Annotated in this window: 17 protein-coding genes; 9 read left to right on the top strand and 8 right to left on the bottom strand. The window is 67.7% G+C overall.

The features are described from left to right. Positions 1-28: 28 nt before the first annotated feature. Positions 29-595, bottom strand: a complete 567-nt coding sequence (locus ACIPRI_RS12830) for a hypothetical protein (protein ID WP_446621834.1) — start codon at positions 593-595, stop codon at positions 29-31. A gap of 186 nt (positions 596-781) precedes the next feature. On the opposite strand from ACIPRI_RS12830, the gene ACIPRI_RS12835 reads away from it, so the two are divergent. Both ACIPRI_RS12835 and ACIPRI_RS12840 read left to right on the top strand, forming a co-directional pair. After that, positions 782-985, top strand: coding sequence for a hypothetical protein (locus ACIPRI_RS12835; protein ID WP_446621835.1), 204 nt, complete (start codon positions 782-784; stop codon positions 983-985). Continuing rightward, positions 982-1,863 (top strand): methylglyoxal synthase, encoded by an 882-nt coding sequence (locus ACIPRI_RS12840; protein WP_446621836.1) that lies wholly within the window; start codon positions 982-984, stop codon positions 1,861-1,863. Before ACIPRI_RS12835 ends, ACIPRI_RS12840 begins: the two co-directional genes overlap by 4 nt. A 9-nt stretch (positions 1,864-1,872) precedes the next feature. On the opposite strand, the gene ACIPRI_RS12845 is transcribed toward ACIPRI_RS12840, so the two are convergent. After that, complete coding sequence (locus tag ACIPRI_RS12845) at positions 1,873-2,319, bottom strand: hypothetical protein (protein WP_446621837.1); 447 nt, start codon at positions 2,317-2,319, stop codon at positions 1,873-1,875. A 136-nt stretch (positions 2,320-2,455) separates the two neighbouring features. Here ACIPRI_RS12845 and serC point away from each other — a divergent pair, with 136 nt between their 5' ends. Continuing rightward, positions 2,456-3,562, top strand: coding sequence for a 3-phosphoserine/phosphohydroxythreonine transaminase (gene serC, locus ACIPRI_RS12850; protein WP_446621838.1), 1,107 nt, complete (start codon positions 2,456-2,458; stop codon positions 3,560-3,562). After that, a complete protein-coding gene (locus ACIPRI_RS12855) occupies positions 3,552-4,754 on the top strand; it encodes a phosphoglycerate dehydrogenase (RefSeq protein WP_446621839.1) in 1,203 nt (400 codons plus the stop codon). The genes serC and ACIPRI_RS12855 overlap by 11 nt, the downstream gene beginning before the upstream one ends. A 15-nt stretch (positions 4,755-4,769) precedes the next feature. Here the strand turns inward: ACIPRI_RS12855 and ACIPRI_RS12860 are convergent, their stop codons facing one another. Beyond that, a complete protein-coding gene (locus ACIPRI_RS12860; RefSeq protein ID WP_446621840.1) occupies positions 4,770-5,039 on the bottom strand; it encodes a type II toxin-antitoxin system prevent-host-death family antitoxin in 270 nt (89 codons plus the stop codon). A gap of 104 nt (positions 5,040-5,143) precedes the next feature. Then, complete coding sequence (locus ACIPRI_RS12865) at positions 5,144-5,914, bottom strand: MHYT domain-containing protein (RefSeq protein WP_446621841.1); 771 nt, start codon at positions 5,912-5,914, stop codon at positions 5,144-5,146. Between the two features lie 249 nt (positions 5,915-6,163). Between ACIPRI_RS12865 and ACIPRI_RS12870 the strand changes: the two genes are divergently transcribed. Continuing rightward, positions 6,164-6,826 (top strand): LysE family translocator, encoded by a 663-nt coding sequence (locus ACIPRI_RS12870; RefSeq protein ID WP_446621842.1) that lies wholly within the window; start codon positions 6,164-6,166, stop codon positions 6,824-6,826. 11 nt (positions 6,827-6,837) lie between these two features. Here the strand turns inward: ACIPRI_RS12870 and ACIPRI_RS12875 are convergent, their stop codons facing one another. Both ACIPRI_RS12875 and ACIPRI_RS12880 read right to left on the bottom strand, forming a co-directional pair. Beyond that, entirely contained in the window at positions 6,838-7,644 is an 807-nt protein-coding gene (locus tag ACIPRI_RS12875) for a substrate-binding domain-containing protein (RefSeq protein ID WP_446621843.1), read from the bottom strand. Between the two features lie 116 nt (positions 7,645-7,760). Further along, a complete protein-coding gene (locus ACIPRI_RS12880) occupies positions 7,761-8,684 on the bottom strand; it encodes a mechanosensitive ion channel family protein (RefSeq protein ID WP_446621844.1) in 924 nt (307 codons plus the stop codon). Positions 8,685-8,901: 217 nt separating this feature from the next. Here ACIPRI_RS12880 and ACIPRI_RS12885 point away from each other — a divergent pair, with 217 nt between their 5' ends. The 4 genes from ACIPRI_RS12885 (at position 8,902) to ACIPRI_RS12900 (ending at position 13,392) form a co-directional block, all read left to right on the top strand. Next, positions 8,902-9,123, top strand: a complete 222-nt coding sequence (locus ACIPRI_RS12885; RefSeq protein WP_446621845.1) for a hypothetical protein — start codon at positions 8,902-8,904, stop codon at positions 9,121-9,123. Then, positions 9,116-12,064: an adenosylcobalamin-dependent ribonucleoside-diphosphate reductase gene (locus ACIPRI_RS12890; protein ID WP_446621846.1), complete on the top strand. Its 2,949-nt coding sequence runs from the start codon at positions 9,116-9,118 to the stop codon at positions 12,062-12,064. Before ACIPRI_RS12885 ends, ACIPRI_RS12890 begins: the two co-directional genes overlap by 8 nt. A gap of 63 nt (positions 12,065-12,127) precedes the next feature. Continuing rightward, on the top strand, positions 12,128-12,805 hold the full coding sequence (locus ACIPRI_RS12895; protein WP_446621847.1) for a helix-turn-helix transcriptional regulator: 678 nt from the start codon (positions 12,128-12,130) through the stop codon (positions 12,803-12,805). Beyond that, positions 12,802-13,392, top strand: coding sequence for a DUF6036 family nucleotidyltransferase (locus tag ACIPRI_RS12900; protein WP_446621848.1), 591 nt, complete (start codon positions 12,802-12,804; stop codon positions 13,390-13,392). Before ACIPRI_RS12895 ends, ACIPRI_RS12900 begins: the two co-directional genes overlap by 4 nt. Here the strand turns inward: ACIPRI_RS12900 and ACIPRI_RS12905 are convergent. Next, entirely contained in the window at positions 13,364-14,368 is a 1,005-nt protein-coding gene (locus ACIPRI_RS12905) for a zinc-dependent alcohol dehydrogenase family protein (RefSeq protein WP_446621849.1), read from the bottom strand. The genes ACIPRI_RS12900 and ACIPRI_RS12905 overlap by 29 nt on opposite strands. Further along, positions 14,365-16,164: a SulP family inorganic anion transporter gene (locus tag ACIPRI_RS12910; RefSeq protein ID WP_446621850.1), complete on the bottom strand. Its 1,800-nt coding sequence runs from the start codon at positions 16,162-16,164 to the stop codon at positions 14,365-14,367. Before ACIPRI_RS12910 ends, ACIPRI_RS12905 begins: the two co-directional genes overlap by 4 nt. Positions 16,165-16,172 lie beyond the last annotated feature (8 nt).

Below are 16,172 nucleotides of genomic sequence, written 5' to 3' on the forward strand. Positions count from 1 at the left end.
GGGCCTGTTCACAACGTGTGAACAGGCCCTAGGCGCGCCGGGACACCAGGCGGCGCAGCCTGGCGACCACGCCGCCATGTTCGCGCCGCCGCGTGCCGATCGGCCATTCGCGATAAAGCGCACGCTCTTCTTCCAGCACCCGCTTCAGTGCTGCATAGTTTCCCTCGCTATAGGCCCAGATGCCCGACACCACGAAATGCCCCGGCCGCGCGTCGGCCTTGGGCGCGATGCGGACGTCGAGCGCGCCGATGCGCGACATGGTTTCGGAGCGGGCCGCCGCCTGTTCGGCACCGCCGCCCAGCGCGTCGACTTGGCGCGAAAAGATGAAGCTGACCGCCTGGATCTGCGGAAAGTTTTCGGCGATGAAGGCGCAGATCTCCAGGAAGATCAGGCGGCCGATGTGGCGGCGTTCCCGGCGCACGGTGCGTGCCGGCTTGAAGGCTTCGATGTGGATCTCGGTGCCATTCTTGCGGACCGGCACCGGGTCGAGCGTGGCCAGCAGCACGTCGCGGTCGTAGACGAAAATGGGCTGGCCCAGAACGTAGGGCGCCGACTCGGGGCCTGTGATCTTGAGGATGCCGGGCGTGTTGGACACGGTGGAAGGCGACGCTATTTTTATGGTCCGGTTCTTGCGAACTTATCGCTTATTCGAGTGGCACATTTCTGCCTGCCTTCCTGAATATAGGTTCAATACATAACCAACGAGAGCGGCTGGTCTTCACGCGTTCATCATCGCGATGGAAGAATTCACGGACCACGCAACCAAGATTGACGTTTGACAATGGAACCTATCACCTCCATCGACCGCTACGAGCCCGACTACACCGGCAAATGCGAGATCTGCGGCAGCTCGCCGGTGGTGAGCGGCACGCGCGACGGCAAGACCGTCTACACCGCCACCATGTGCGGGCCCTGCCTGTGGAGCGAACCCAGGGCCGCTGATCCGGGCACCTGGAACGAGCCGCCGGCGGGCGAGGCTGCTTGAGCGGCGCGCGCATGCGTTTCGGCCTGGTCGCACACCGCACGCATCGCCAGGATGGCGATGGTGCGCTGGCCGGCTGGGCCCGGGCTTGCGAAGGCAGCATCCGCGCGCTGAACCTGGGCCTGCATGCGGTGGGCGGCACCTACGACGCGCTCGTGCGGCTCGGCCTTCTGGCCGGGCATGCGCCGTTGGTGCGCCTGCCCACGGGCGTCGACGGCGGCGTGATGCGGCTGGCCTCCAGCATCGCGGGAGGCCTGGCGCCCGAGCATGCGTTGGACGGCGTCATCTACTTCATGGACCCGGTCGATCCGTCCTCGCTCTACCCGGAGACGCAGGCGCTCAAGCGCCAGTGCGTCATTCACGGCAAGCCTTTCGTTTCCACCGCGGCCGGTGCCGCCGAATGGATCGCCGTCGAATGCGTGCATGCGGGCGTGGGCGATGCGGCGGCGCTGGCGCGTCCGCTGGCCGGCCAGACGGTGGCGCTGATTGCGCACGACGCGCTCAAACCGCGCATGCTCGAATTTGCGGCCGATCACTTCGATCTGCTGTCCCGTTTTTCGGCGCGCGTGGGCACCGGCACCACCGGCGGCCTGCTCAACGAGCTGGCCTGGTCGCGCGGCTGGCCGGCCGATACGCCTTGGGTCACGCGTTACCAGAGCGGTCCGATGGGCGGCGACGCGCAGATCGCCGAGCTGGTGCTCGATCGCTGCTGCCACAAGACCATCTTCTTCGAAGACCCGCACGTGGCGCGCCAGCACGAGGCCGACATCCAGCTGCTGGAGCGTGCGGTGTGCACCGCCTCGCACGACACCACCTGCTTCAATTCGCCGGCGATGGCGGAACGCTGGGCCGCCGCGATCGGGCGCGCCACCGCGCCCTGAAGAAAGGGATCAGCCGCGGCTGGCGCAGTCGCTGTCTTTCACCGTGACGCCGAGCTGGCGCGTGCCCACCGTATAGAGATGGCGAAAGCTGATTCCGCGGCCCAACATGGCGCGGGTGTTGGGCGCGCTGCAGTTCTTGGCCGTCAGGCGGCTGCGCAGCGTGCCCGGGTCGAGGCTGCGCGGCTGCACGTAGTGGTAGGTGGCGATGCGGGTGCTGGGCTCGTACTCGGCGCCGACCAGCACCGACTGGTCATCCATCTGCAGCGGCACCCTTTGCAGCACCACCTGCACGCCGCTTTGCATGCCGGCATCCAGTTCGCTCTCGCTCATGGTGGCCAGGCGCATGGCATCGTCGTCGCTGGCGCGTGCCAAGGGCAGGGCGCACATCAGTGCCAGTGCGGCCGGCAAGTGGCGCAAATGGCGCCGCGCCAGGATGAGTTGCATGAGAGAACGCATGGGCTTGCTCCCCTCGGATGGGCAGGCGGGCAATCAGTATTGCTTTCGTTTGCATGGTCGTCAAACGAGGGGCGTTGCAATTTGCGATGCCGTCCTGCCCAATTCGCTCCTTGCCAATGGCTTGGAGGTGCATCCGATGACGACGACCACCACGACCGCGAAGCGTGTCTTCAACTTCAGCCCCGGCCCCGCCACCTTGCCGGAGGTGGTGCTGCGCCAAGCCGCCGAGGAAATGCTCGACTGGCACGGCAGCGGCATGTCGGTGATGGAGATGAGCCATCGCGGCAAGGAATACATCGCCATTCAGGCCGAGGCGGAGAAGCTGCTGCGCGAGCTCTTGGGCGTGCCGGCCAGCTACAAGGTGCTGTTCCTGCAGGGCGGCGCGATCGGGCAGAACGCCATCGTGCCGATGAACCTGCTGCGCGGCCATGCCGGCATCGACTTCGTCGACACCGGCGAGTGGTCGCTCAAGTCGATCAAGGAGGCCAAGAAGTACGCCCAGGTGCACATCGTGGCCAGCAGCGCAGCCGATGGCTACACCCACGTGCCGGCGCGCGAGCGCTGGCAGCTCGACCCCGATGCGGCCTACGTCCACATCTGCTCGAACGAGACCATCGGCGGGGTTCAATACCACTTCACGCCCGACACCGGCCAGGTGCCGCTGGTGGCGGACATGTCGAGCGACTTCATGTCGCGTCCAGTCGACGTCAAGCGCTACGGCCTCATCTACGCCGGCGCGCAGAAGAACGTGGGCCCGGCCGGCGTCACCATCGTGATCGTGCGCGAAGACCTCGTCGGGCAGGCGCTGCCGATCACGCCTTCGGCCTTCGACTACAAGGTCCAGGCCGAGGCCGACTCGATGTACAACACGCCGCCCACCTACGCCATCTACATCGTCGGCCTGGTGCTGCGCTGGATGCAGGCGCAAGGCGGACTGGCGGCCATCGAGGCGCGCAACCGCGAGAAGGCGGCGCTCTTGTACAAGCACCTGGACAGCACGTCTTTCTTCTTCAACCCGGTGGCACTGGCGGACCGCTCGCTGATGAACGTGCCCTTCAAGCTGAAGGTTCCTTCGCTCGACGAAGCCTTTCTCAAGGGAGCCGACGAGCGCGGCCTGGTGCAGCTCAAGGGGCACCGCTCGGTGGGCGGCATGCGCGCCTCGCTCTACAACGCGCTGCCGCTTTCGGCAGTGGCCGCGCTGGTCGACTACATGAAGGACTTCGAGGCGCGCCATGGCGGATGAGGAGCCGCAGGCGGGTCGCTTCCGGGTCCTGGTGCTCAACGGGATTTCGCCCAAGGGCCTGGCGCGCCTGCCGGCCGAACGCTATGTCGCGGCCAAGGACCTGGCCTTGCCCGACGCAGTGCTGGTGCGCTCGGCCGACATGCATGGCATGGAGATCCCGGCCAGCGTGCGCGCCATCGGCCGCGCCGGCGCCGGCACCAACAACATTCCGGTGGCGGCCATGAGCGCCCGCGGCGTGCCGGTCTTCAACACGCCCGGCGCCAATGCCAATGCGGTGAAGGAGCTGGTACTGGCCGGCATGCTGATGGCGGCGCGCAACCTGTCGGGTGCGCTGCGCTTCGTCGGCGAGCTGGGCGCGGGGCGGGGCGAGCTGGACAAGACGGTGGAGCAGGGCAAGGCCGCCTTCGCCGGCTTCGAGCTGTCTGGCCGGACGCTGGGCATCGTCGGCCTGGGCAAGGTCGGCTGCCTGGTGGCCGATGCGGCCATCAAGCTGGGTATGGATGTGCTGGGCCATGACCCGGACATCACGGTGGACGCCGCCTGGAGCCTGCCATCGCAGGTCAGGCGCGCGGCCAGCGTGGCCGAGGTGCTGCGCAGCGCCCAGTTCGTCACGCTGCACGTGCCGCTGCTCGAGAGCACGCAGCATTTGGTGAACGCCGAGAACATCGGCCTGATGCAGCGCGGCGCGGTGCTGCTCAACTTTTCGCGCCAGGGCGTGGTGAGCGACGAAGCGGCCCTGGTGGCGCTGGACGCAGGGCAGCTCGGTGTCTATGTATGCGATTTTCCGAGCGAGGCGCTGCTGCGGCACGAGCGCGTGATCTGCCTGCCGCACCTGGGCGCCAGCACCCGCGAGGCCGAGGACAACTGCGCGGTGATGGTGGCCGAGCAGCTGCGCGGCTACCTGGAAGACGGCCACATCAGCAACGCTGTCAACTTTCCTGCGGTGAGCATGGCGCGCGAGTCGGCTTTCCGCGTGGCGATTGCCAACGCGAATGTGCCCAACATGCTGGGCCAGATCTCCACCGCGATGGCGCGCGCCGGGCTCAACATCCACAACATGGTGAACAAGTCGCGCGGCGACATGGCCTACACGCTGGTGGACGTGGACAGCCGGGTGAGCGATGCCTTGCTCGCCGAACTCGCGGCCATCGACGGCGTGTTGTCGGTGCGCTATCTGCCGCATCGCGGCTGACAGCGCCACGCGCGCTCACCAGGTGCGGAACTCTTCGCCGACGATGCCGACGCGCTCGACCAGGTCGTTCTGCTGCGCGATCCAGTCCTGGTACTTTTGCTCGAAATCGCGCCGCCGCTGGCTGATCGAACGCTTCTGTTCGAGCGCTTCGAGCTGCGCATAAAGCGCCGCTGACACGATGACGCCTGCGACGCGGTCGTTCTTGACGATTTGAACCGGCTCGCGCTCCGCCTGGCTGAGGTAGTAGGCAAAGCGGTTCCTGGCCTCCGTTGCTGTGATCTGCATGGCTATTTTCTCCAGAGCGTCAATAGCCATTTTCGCCATTTTCGAGCGGCGTCGACCTGAGAAAAAAGCGGCGCCATCGGGCGCCGCTTTTCAGTTTCAGCCCTTCAGCGCGCCGCCGCCATCGCCGGCCTGGCCCGCTGGTCGACGTCGGTCATCACCCAGTAGATCAGGATCAGCACGATACCCACCATGGCGAACACGCTGAGCACCAGGTCGCTGCCGCCGACCGCCAGGCTGCGTGCCGGGCTGGCCGCGATGCAGATCATGTCCGCGGCGCTCATGCCGACGTAGTGCATGGTGCAGACCGCCAGGCCCATCACCGCCGCGGCGATCAATTGATGGATCAGGTTGTTCAGGTTGAAGGCCAGCCACAACGCAGCCGCAGCTGCCGTGATGGCAATGGCCACCGACAGCGCGACGATCGCGAGGTCGAATTCCATCGAGGCGCGCATGTTCATCGCGAACATGCCCATGTAGTGCATCACGCACACGCCCAGCCCGGCCAACAGGCTGGCGGCCAGCCAGCCCGGCCGGCTGAACTTGCGCCGGCCGCCCGCCAAGTAGAGGGCGATGCCGGAGATCAGGATCGCCGCCGCCAGCGAGATGCCGGTGAGCACCATGTCGTAACGGATGCTGACCGGCAGCTTGTAGGCCAGCATGCCGATGAAGTGCATCGACCAGATGCCGATGCCGCCCAGGGCCACCGCGGCGCAGGCCAGCATGGAGAACTGGGTCTTGCCGTCGGAGCGAACCATGCGGCGCGCACACATCAATGCCGTGAGGGAACCCGCGAATGAGATCAGGTAGGACAGCCCAATCAACCCGAGCGAATAGGTAGGCGAGAGGACCTGGCCGACCACGAGGGGAGTAGACATGCGGATTTTCCTTTCACGCGAGAGAGCGCCCGGTAGCCTTGGACACACCATGTGACAAAGGTACATGAAGGCAATGGTCAGTTTGGTTCGATCGTTACTAAAAGTAAACCAACTTTTTCACGTACGTAAATAAGTGTGTCTGCAAAGCGCATGTGCTTACCCTCGCATCAAGCGCCCGGCTTGCCAGATCGGCGCCGCTCCAGCAGGATGCGCCCCTCGCCGTTCCACCCGCGCCCTGCAACCTTTGCCATGGACCTGTTGCTTGCTTTCCAGACCGCGTCGAGCGCTGCCACGCTGACGCTCTTCGCCCTGGTCGCGCTGGTGGCCATTGCCACGCCCGGACCCACAGTACTGTTGGCCCTGGCCAACGGTTCGCGCTTCGGCGTGCGGCGTTCGCTGCCGGGCATGCTCGGCGCGGTCGTCTCGGATTTCGTGCTGGTGGGCGCGGTGGCGCTGGGGCTCGGCGCGCTGCTCGCCGCCTCGGAGTTCTGGTTCTCCGTGCTCAAGTGGGTGGGCGCGGCCTATCTGGCCTGGATCGGCTGGAAGATGCTGCGCTCCAGCGGCTCGCTGCAAATGCCCGAGCCCGGCATGGCAGACGCGCAGGCCGCGCCGCGCCGTGTTTTCGCCAAGAGCTTCCTGGTGGCGGTGACCAACCCCAAGGGCTACCTGTTCTGCTCCGCGCTGCTGCCGCAGTTCATCGAGCCGGCAGCAGCGCAGTGGCCGCAGTACCTGGTCATTGGCCTGGTGTTCGCCGGTCTGGATTTCATCGTGATGCTGGGCTATGCGGCAGTAGGGGCGCGCGCGGTACGCTGGCTGCACCGGCGCGCCGTGCTGTGGCTGGACCGCTGCTGCGGCGCGATGCTGCTCGCCCTGGCCGGCTCGCTGCTCTTCTACCGGCGCGGTGTCAACTAGCTCGCATCGCTTCAGCGAGCAGGAATCGGTTCGAGCCCTGTCTTGGCAATGGTCGGCGCGGCAGCCGGCGAGTTCAGGTAGCGGATCAGTTCCCGCGCCGCCTCGGGCTGCTTCGAGCCGGTGGCGATCCCTGCCGAGAACACGGTGACCCGCTGGACTTCCGCCGGCAGCGGACCCACATAGTCGATGCCTTCGATCGGCAGCAGTTCGCTCACCTGCTGCAAGCCAAGCTCCGCGTCGCCGCGCGCCACGACGGTGCCCACGCGCTCGCTGAGGATGCGCTTGCTCTTGGGCTTGACCTGCGCCTCGATGCCGAGCTTCTTGAGCAGTTCGGTCTCGTAGTAGGTGCCGCTCGCGCTCGCCGAATAGGCAATGGAGGGCGCGGCAATCAGGGTGCGCTTGAGCGCCTCGACCGTGCTGATGTCGGGCTTGGGCGCGCCCTTTCTGACGGCGAAGCCGATGCTCGAGCGCACCAGGTCGACCTGGCTGCCGGGCGCCACCCTGCCTTGTTCGACCAGCGCATCGAGCGCCGGCCGCGCGAGGATCACGACGTCCGCCGGCTCTCCGCGGCCCAGCCGGCTGGGAATCGAATCGCTTGCATTGCCCATCGAGGCGCCATAGGCGGTCTTGACCGTTCGGCCGCTGGCCTTTTCAAAGCCGGGCCGCAAATCGTTGTAGGCGGCGGTGAAGCCGCCCGAGGTCATGACATGGAGGTCGGGCGCAGCGGGCTTGGGGCCGACGCTGCTGCAGCCGGCGAGCGCCAACGCGGCGGCGACGAGCACCGCACGGCGGCGAAGGGCGATAGAGGACGAATGCATGGCCTGGTCTCCGGATTGTTGGGGTTGGGCGCGGGGTGCGCCGCCAAACAAATCCTAGGGAGCCAAGCTGTCATTCAGCCCGCAGCAGACTCAGGGGAAACACCGTACGCGCTCCGCTAGGCGGCCGGCTGGCGTGCGCCGTTGTTGGCCGCCTGGCGCGCCATGCGCAGCGGCAGCACCGGCGCATCGCCCTTCTTGTCGACGCCGGCGTACACCGTGAGGTGCGGGTAAGGAATCTCGATGCCCTGGTCGTCGAAGGCAGCCTTCACCCGCCGCAGGTATTCGCGCCGCACGGTCCACTGCTGCATCGGCGCCACCTTGAAGCGGCAGCGCACCACCACCGAGCTGGCGCCCAGGCTTTCCACGCCGGCGATCTCCAGGTCTTCCAGGATCAGGTCGGCATAGGCTTCATCGGCCCGCATCCAGCGGCCCACCTGGCGCATCACCTGCATCACCTCGTCCACGTTCTCGCGGTAGGCCACGCCCACGTCCATCACCGCAAACGCGAAGCTGCGCGTCATGTTGGTCACGGTGGTGATGAGGTTGTTGGGAACGAAATGGACGTTGCCGTCGTAGTCGCGCAGGCGCACATGGCGCAGCGTGATGTCTTCCACCGAGCCGCTGATGCCGGCGATGGTGACGATGTCGCCGGTGCGGATCTGGTCTTCCAGCAACAGGAAGAAGCCGGTGAAGTAGTCCTTCACCAGGCTCTGCGCGCCAAAGCCGATGGCCAGGCCGACCACACCGGCGGCGCCAAGGATCGGGGCCAGCGACACGCCCAGCTCGCCCAGCACCAGCATGATGGCCACGGTGCCGACCACCACCGCGATCAGGTAGCGCAGCACGCGCCCCAGCGTGGCGGCGCGCCCCGTGCCCTCGGCTTCGCCCATGCGCCTTTCCACGCGCATGCGCACCGCGCGCACGGCGCGCTGCAGGACGCGGATCGAGATCCACGCGATCACGAGAATGAGCACGATGCGCAGGCCGTGCAGTGCGGGCGCGGCCCAGCGGTCCCAATCGATGTTGGCGACAAGATTCATGGGTGTTGTTCCTCCTGTGGGGATGCGGCTCCAGGGCCGCGCGACGAAAACGCGACAGCCTAAGCCACCTCGAGCGCAGACGGGTTCCCGTCAGTCGGGGAAACCCAACACAGCGTGTTGTTGAAGCACACCATGGCAACAACCCACTACAAGTCTTTCATGTGGCGCTGAAAAAACGCGCCCTTGCAGTGGCCGGTGGATCGTCTAAAAATGTCCCATGACCGACGAACAAATCCAGTGGATGCCGCCCCTGGTGGGTGATGGCGTCCTGCCTTCGATCCTGGCCTGGCAGTCGGCCTGCACTGCCCTGGCGCTGCAGGCCCAGCAGGAGCAACTGAAGCTGCTGTCCAGCTGGCAGGGCATGGCCAGCAACTTTCAGCGCGAGCTGTGGGATAGCTGGATCGCCCGCTTCGGCGGCGGCGTTCCGCTCGATGCCTGAACTGAACGACAAGACGCTTGCGTCGGCTGCGGCTGCGGGTGCACCGTTGCAGCTGCCGCCGCAGCCCATCAGCCAGGAAGTGCTGCTGGAAAAGTACGCCAAGGGCGCCGAGCGCAGCGTCGACGACGTGCGGCGCCGTCTTGCCCATGCGCTGGTGCAGGTCGAAAAGCCCGAGCAGCGCACGGCCTGGGAGGCGCGCTTCCTGGCGGCCCAGCGGGACGGCTTCTTGCCGGCCGGCCGCATCCAGTCGGCGGCAGGCACCGCGCTGAGCGCCACCCTGATCAACTGCTTCGTGCAGCCGGTGGGCGACTCCATTGCGGAGGCGGAGGACGGCCACCCCGGCATCTACGTGGCGCTGACCGAGGCCGCCGAGACCATGCGGCGCGGCGGCGGCGTGGGCTACGACTTCTCGCGCATCCGGCCGCGCGGCGCCTGGGTGGCGAGCACACAGTCGAGCGCGTCGGGGCCGGTGTCCTACATGCGGGTGTTCGACCGCTCCTGCGAAACGGTGGAGTCGGCCGGCGCGCGGCGCGGCGCGCAGATGGGCGTGCTGCGCTGCGACCACCCGGACATCGAAGAATTCATCCACGCCAAGGACGCGGGCGACCTGTCCAACTTCAACATCTCGGTGGCGCTGACCGATACCTTCATGCAGGCGGTGGAGGAAGACCGGCCGGTGGAGCTGGTGCACCGCGCCGCGCCCGGCCCGCGCCTGGCGGCTGCCGGCGCCTTCCAGCGCAAGGACGGGGTGTGGGTCTATCGCACCCTGGCGGCGCGCGATCTGTGGGAACAGATCATGCAGTCCACCTACGATCACGCCGAGCCGGGCGTGCTGTTCCTGGACCGCATCAACATCGACAACAACCTGTCGTACTGCGAGACCATCGCCGCCACCAACCCCTGCGGCGAGCAGCCGTTGCCGCCCTACGGCTGCTGCTGCCTGGGCTCGATCGACCTGACGCGCTTCGTGCGCGAAGCCTTCGAGTCCCAGGCGCGCTTTGACGAAGAGGGCTTCGTGCAGCTGGTGCAGATCGCCGTTCGCATGCTCGACAACGTGCTGGAGCTCAGCGTCTGGCCGCTGGCCCAGCAGCAGGAGGAAGCGCGCCGCAAACGCCGCATCGGCCTGGGCTTCACCGGCCTGGGCGACGCGCTGGTGATGCTGGGCCTGCACTACGACAGCGATGCTGCGCGCGCCATGGCACGCCGCATCGCCGAGCAGATGCGTGATTCGGCGTATGGCGCATCGGTCGACCTTGCCATCGAGCGCGGCGCTTTTCCGCTTTTCAACGCCGACCTGCTGCTCAGCCGCGGCACCTTTGCCTCGCGCCTGCCGGCGCCGCTGAAAGAACGCATCCGCACCGCGGGACTGCGCAACTCGCACCTGCTGTCGATCGCGCCCACCGGCACCATCAGCCTGGCCTTTGCCGACAACGCCAGCAACGGCATCGAGCCGCCGTTCTCCTGGCGCTACACGCGGCGCAAGCGCGGGGCCGAAGGCCAGTTCCAGGAGTACGCGGTGGAAGACCACGCCTGGCGCCTGTACCGGCACCGCAAGGGCGAGGACGCGCCGCTCACGCCCGCCTTCGTCACCGCGCTGGAGCTCGGCACGCAGGCGCACGAGAAGATGGTGGCCGCGGTCTCGCCCTGCATCGACACCGCCATCTCCAAGACGGTGAACGTGCCGGCCGACTATCCCTACGAGGAATTCAAGAGCCTGTACCTGCGCGCCTGGAAGTCGGGCCTGAAGGGCCTGGCCACCTACCGGCCGAATGCGGTGCTGGGCTCGGTGCTGATGGTGCATCCGCCGGCAGCAGCGGCGCAGCAGGAGAGCGCCGCCATGGCGCTGGACACTGCCGCGCCCGACGGCCGCCTGGTGCTCGCGCGCGCGCCGCAACCGGTGCTGGCCTCGCTGCGCTGGCCCGGGCGGCCCGACCTGCCGGCCGGCAATGCCGCCTGGAGCTACATGATCCGCCATCCCTTCGGCGAGTTCGCGCTGTTCATCGGCGAGTTGCCGGAGGACGGCCGCACGGCGCCCTTCGAAGTCTGGATCAATGGCGCCGAGCAGCCGCGCGGCCTGGGTGCGCTGGCCAAGACCTTGTCGATGGACCTGCGCGCCAAGGACCCGACCTGGATGCGGCTGAAGCTCGACCTGCTGGCCACCGTGCAGGAGGAGCGCGCCTTCGAGATGCCTTTTCCGCCGCACGGCGAGCCGCGCCGCTTTCCCGGCGTGGTGGCGGCCACCGCGGCCGTGATCCGCTGGCGCTGCGAGCAGCTCGGGCTGTGGGATGACGAAGAGGACGCGCCCGCGCCGGTGATCGACGCGCTGTTCAGCCGCGAGGAGCCCGAGACCGGGCCCAACGGCACCCTGGCCTGGGCGGTGGACGTGAACAACCCGGCGAGCGACGAATCCTTCACCCTCACGCTCAAGGAGGTGCTGCTCCCAGATGCGCAAGGTGCGGGGCAGGGCGGCCGCGTGGCCAGGCCCTGCGCGATCGGCCTGTCAGGCAACCATCCGCGCGCGCTCGATGGCCTGGCGCGCATCCTGTCATTGGACATGCGGGTGCTGGATCCGGCCTGGATCGGCATGAAGCTGCGCAAGCTCTTGAACTACGCCGAGCCGCTGGGCCACTTCATGGCCTTCGTGCCCGACCTGCCGCCGGGGCAGCAGCGCCAGCAGGTCTGGCCGTCCACCGTGGCCTATCTGGCGCGGCTGGTGATTCACCGCTACGCCATGCTGGGCGTGCTGGACGAAGAGGGCTATCCGCTCTCGCCAATGGGCATCCTGCAGGCGCCGTCTTCGGACGCGGACGGCAGGAGCGGCGCGGCGCCACCCGCGCCCATGGCGGGCGCACGCTGCCCCGAATGCGGCAACGCCGCCATGATCCGCAAGGACGGCTGCGATTTCTGCACGGCTTGCGGGCATGTGGGGGCTTGCGGGTAGGCGATCGTTGAGTTGTCCGTATTGTTAGACAAATATTCATAAGTTGTCTAAAATAATGGTCAAATGAACGCCCCGAGCAGCACGATTGTTTTGGAGCGCCAACTGCTACTGCAGCTTGGCGACAGGCTCAAGCGCCTTCGCAAGGCGCAGGGCCTTGGCACGGTCGAAATGGCCCGGCGCGTGGGCATTTCGCGCACGACGCTCAGTGCTGTCGAGGCCGGCGATCCGGGGCCTTCCATGGGGACCTATCTGCGAGTGATGTCGGTCCTGGGCATCAGCGGCGAACTGGCGCTACTGTGCGGCGACATCATGCAACCTGCACCGCGCGGAACTGCCGCCGCACAGTCCCGTCGCGCACGGCCCGTCGTGCAAGTGCTGGTCTCGGCCGATGAATCCCGCCATCAGGTGCAGGACCTGCAAAGCCTGGCGCTGCACGAAGAGGCCGTCCGCCTCCTGCGTTCCGACCCGGCCCTGCTGCACCGGGCCGAGGAAACGCTGCAACGCTGGCTTCTTTCCGACAACGCTCGCTCCAGCGACCTGTGGAAGGAATGGCAAGACGTCCTGGCCCACGGCAAATGGCGCAAGGTCTTGGGGCGCACCCGACGCGCGCAGGAGCTCCGTCAGGCTTCCCCGTTGACCGCCGTGCTCCCAGAGAAAATTCGTCAAAGTGTTCTTGCTCAAGTGAGGGGGCTCAAGAAGGGCGTGCTGCTAGGCGACGCCCTGAGCGAGGTCGCACCATGACCCGGGAAGAGCTCGAGCACATCATTCGCGCCAGCGGCGATGTGACGGACCAGTACGAGTTCATGATCGTTGGCAGCCAGTCGATCCTGGGACCCGTACCGAATCCAGAAGAAGTCTTCACCATGTCGGCGGAGGCGGACATCTATCCCCTGCATGTCCCCGAATTGGCGGAGAAGATCGAAGGCGCTCTGGGCGAAGGCTCGCAATTCCACGAGACCTACGGCTACTATGCTCAAGGCGTTGGACCTGAGACAGCCATCCTGCCCTCAGGCTGGCTGGATCGCGTGCATCGGGTACAGAGCGCCGCGACGAACGACCGGGTGGGCTACTGCCTGGACGTCGTCGATCTCTTCATGTCCAAGGCTGCGGCGGCTCGGGACAAGGATCGCCAGTTCTGCATGGCGCTACTCCAGCACGGCTACGTCCAGCTGGCCCAGGCCCTCGACCTGACGGCCGACATGCCGCTGGACGATGTGGCGCAGCGCAGGCTTCGCGCCACCATTCGCCGATGGGCAAAAGTCATCGCCGACGCCGGCCACCAGATGCCGGATGCTGAACTCAAGGCAGCAGCACCGCCGCGCCGTTGAGCCGACCGGCACGCAGATCGTCCAGCGCTTCGTTGGCCTGCTCCAGCGCATAGGTGGTGACGTGCACCCGCGGCGGCTGCGCCTGCACCTGCGCCAAGAACTCGTGCGCATCGGCGCGCGTCAGGTTGGCCACCGAGACCACCTGCCGCTCTTCCCACAGCAGCCGGTAGGGAAACGACGGGATGTCGCTCATGTGGATGCCGCCGCACACCACGCGCCCGCCCTTGCGAACCGCGCGCAGGGCCGCCGGCACCAGCGCGCCAACCGGGGCGAAGAGGATGGCGGCGTCCAGCGGCGCCGGGGGCCGTTCATCCGAGCTGCCCGCCCACACGGCGCCCAGCGAGCGCGCGAACTGCTGGCCGGCGCTGTCGCCGGCGCGCGTGAAGGCAAAGACCTCGCGTCCCTGCGCCTGGGCCACCTGCGCGATCAGGTGCGCGGCGGCGCCAAAGCCATACAGGCCCAGGCGCCGTGCATCGGCGCCGGCCGCCTTGAGGCTGCGCCAGCCGATCAGGCCGGCGCACATGAAGGGCGCGACATGGGCAGGATCCTCGCGCGCCAGGGCGCCCAGGGGCAGGCAGAAATCGGCCTCTGCCACCAGGTGGCTGGCAAAGCCGCCATCGCGGTGCAGGCCGGTGAAGCGGGGCGTGTCGCACAGGTTCTCGTTGCCGCGCATGCAGAAACTGCAGTGGCCGCAGCTATGGCCCAGCCAGGCAACGCCGACACGATCGCCCACGCGGTGCGCCGAGACACCCGCGCCCAGCGCCTCGACCTCGGCCACCACCTCATGGCCGGGCACGATGGGCAGATGCGGCAAGTCCAGGTCGCCGTCGACCACGTGCAGATCGGTCCGGCAAACCGCGCAGGCCAGCACGCGCAGGCGCATTTCGCCGGCCGCCGGCTCGGGCAGGGGGCGCCGCTGCAGGGCAAGCGGCCGGCCGATGGCGGACAGTGCCATGGCGCGCATCGCGGTGGTCATGGCGTCTTCTTTTCCGGCTTGTCTTCCCAATCCACCCAGTCCACCGGATGGGTCTTCAGGTAGGCGCTGACCGCGGCGCCCACCGTCGGAAAGAAGGCCTCTTCACCCAGCCGCGTGAACAGGCCGAAGCGCTTGAGCTTGTCCTTCACCGGGTCCTTCATCTCGGCCACGCACAGCTCGGTACCGGCCGCCTGCAGTTGTTCGTCGAGCTCGGCCAGCATGTCGGCCGAGGTCACGTCCACGCTGGTCACCGGCTCGGCCGCCACCACCAGCCAGCGCACGGGCTCGGGCGCGGCGGCCACTGCATCGAGCACCCGCTCGTGAAACAGCTCGGCGTTGGCGAAGAACAAGGGGGCGTCCCAGCGGAACAGCACCAGCCCCGGAACCTGCCGCGCATCCGGATAGCGCGTGATGTCGTGATAGCCCTTCACGCCTTCGGCACGACCCAGCACCGCGAAATGCGGACGCCAGGCATCCCACAGGAATTCGATCACCGCGATCACGATCGCCAGGCCGATGCCCTCGATGGCGCCGAACACCATCACGCCGGCCGTGCAGACGATCGACAACCAGAACTCCCAGGGCTGCATGCGATGGATGCGCAGCAGATCGCGCACCTCGATGAGGCCGATGGCCGATGCGATCACCACCGCCGCCAGCGCGCTGTGCGGCAGGTTGCCAAGAAGATTGGGCGCGGCCACCAGCAACAGCGCCACGGCCAGCGCGCCGACCACGCCGGTCAGCTGCGTCTTCGCGCCCGCGGCCTCGGCCACCGGCGTGCGCGAAGAGCTGCTGCTGATCGCAAAGCCCTGGAAGAAGCCGGCTGCCAGGTTGGCCATGCCCAGGCCCACCAGCTCCTGGTTCGGGTTCACGTAGGCGCGCTGGCGCGCCGCATAGACGCGCGACAGCACGCTGGTGTCGGCAAACGAGACCAGTGCGATCGACAGGCCGCCCAGCAGCACCGGCCCCAGGTCGGCCGTGCTGATCCACGGAATGGCAAAGGCCGGCAGTCCCTGCGGCACCGGTCCCAGCACCTTCACGCCCTGCGCGGCCAGGCCGCCCAGGCCCACCACCAGCGTGGCACCCACCACCGCGATCAGCACGCCGGGCAGCCGCCGGCTGCGCTTGAGCAGCAGGATGGCCAACAGCGTTCCGCCCCCCACCAGGAAGCTCGCCAGCTGCGTCTTGCCCTGCAGCGCTGCCTGCACGATGGCCCACAGATTTCGCAGCGGACCGTCGCTCTCGATGGAGAAGCCCAGCAGCTTGGGCACCTGGCTGATCAGCACAGTGAGCGCGATGCCGTTCATGTAGCCGTAGCGGATCGGCTTGGAGAAAAGCTCCGTGACGAAGCCAGCCCGCGCCAGCCCGGCCAGCACGCAGACGCCGCCGGCCACCAGGGCCATGGCGCCGGCCAGCGCCACCGCGCGTGCCGGGTCGCCGCCCGACAGCGGCAGCACCACCGCCAGGATCAGGGCGGCCAGCGAGGAATCGGGCCCCAGCACCAGGATGCGGCTGGGCCCGAACAGGGCGTAGACCAGAAGCGGCACGATGGTCGCGTAAAGACCGTGGATGGCCGGCACGCCGGAGGCCTCGGCGTAGGCGATGCCCACCGGCACCAGCATGGTGGTCAGCACCAGCCCGGCGGCGAGGTCGCGGCGCAGCCATTCCAACTGGTAGCCACGCAGTACCTGCAGGCCCGGCAGCCAGCGCTGCCAGCCCTCGTCCCGGCCTGCAGGCGGGCGGGGCGCCGCGGGCGGCGTTGGCGTGGTGGGATGGGTGGATGCGGGCCGGCTCATGTTGCCAT

This window comes from Variovorax sp. LARHSF232 (assembly GCF_052871435.1).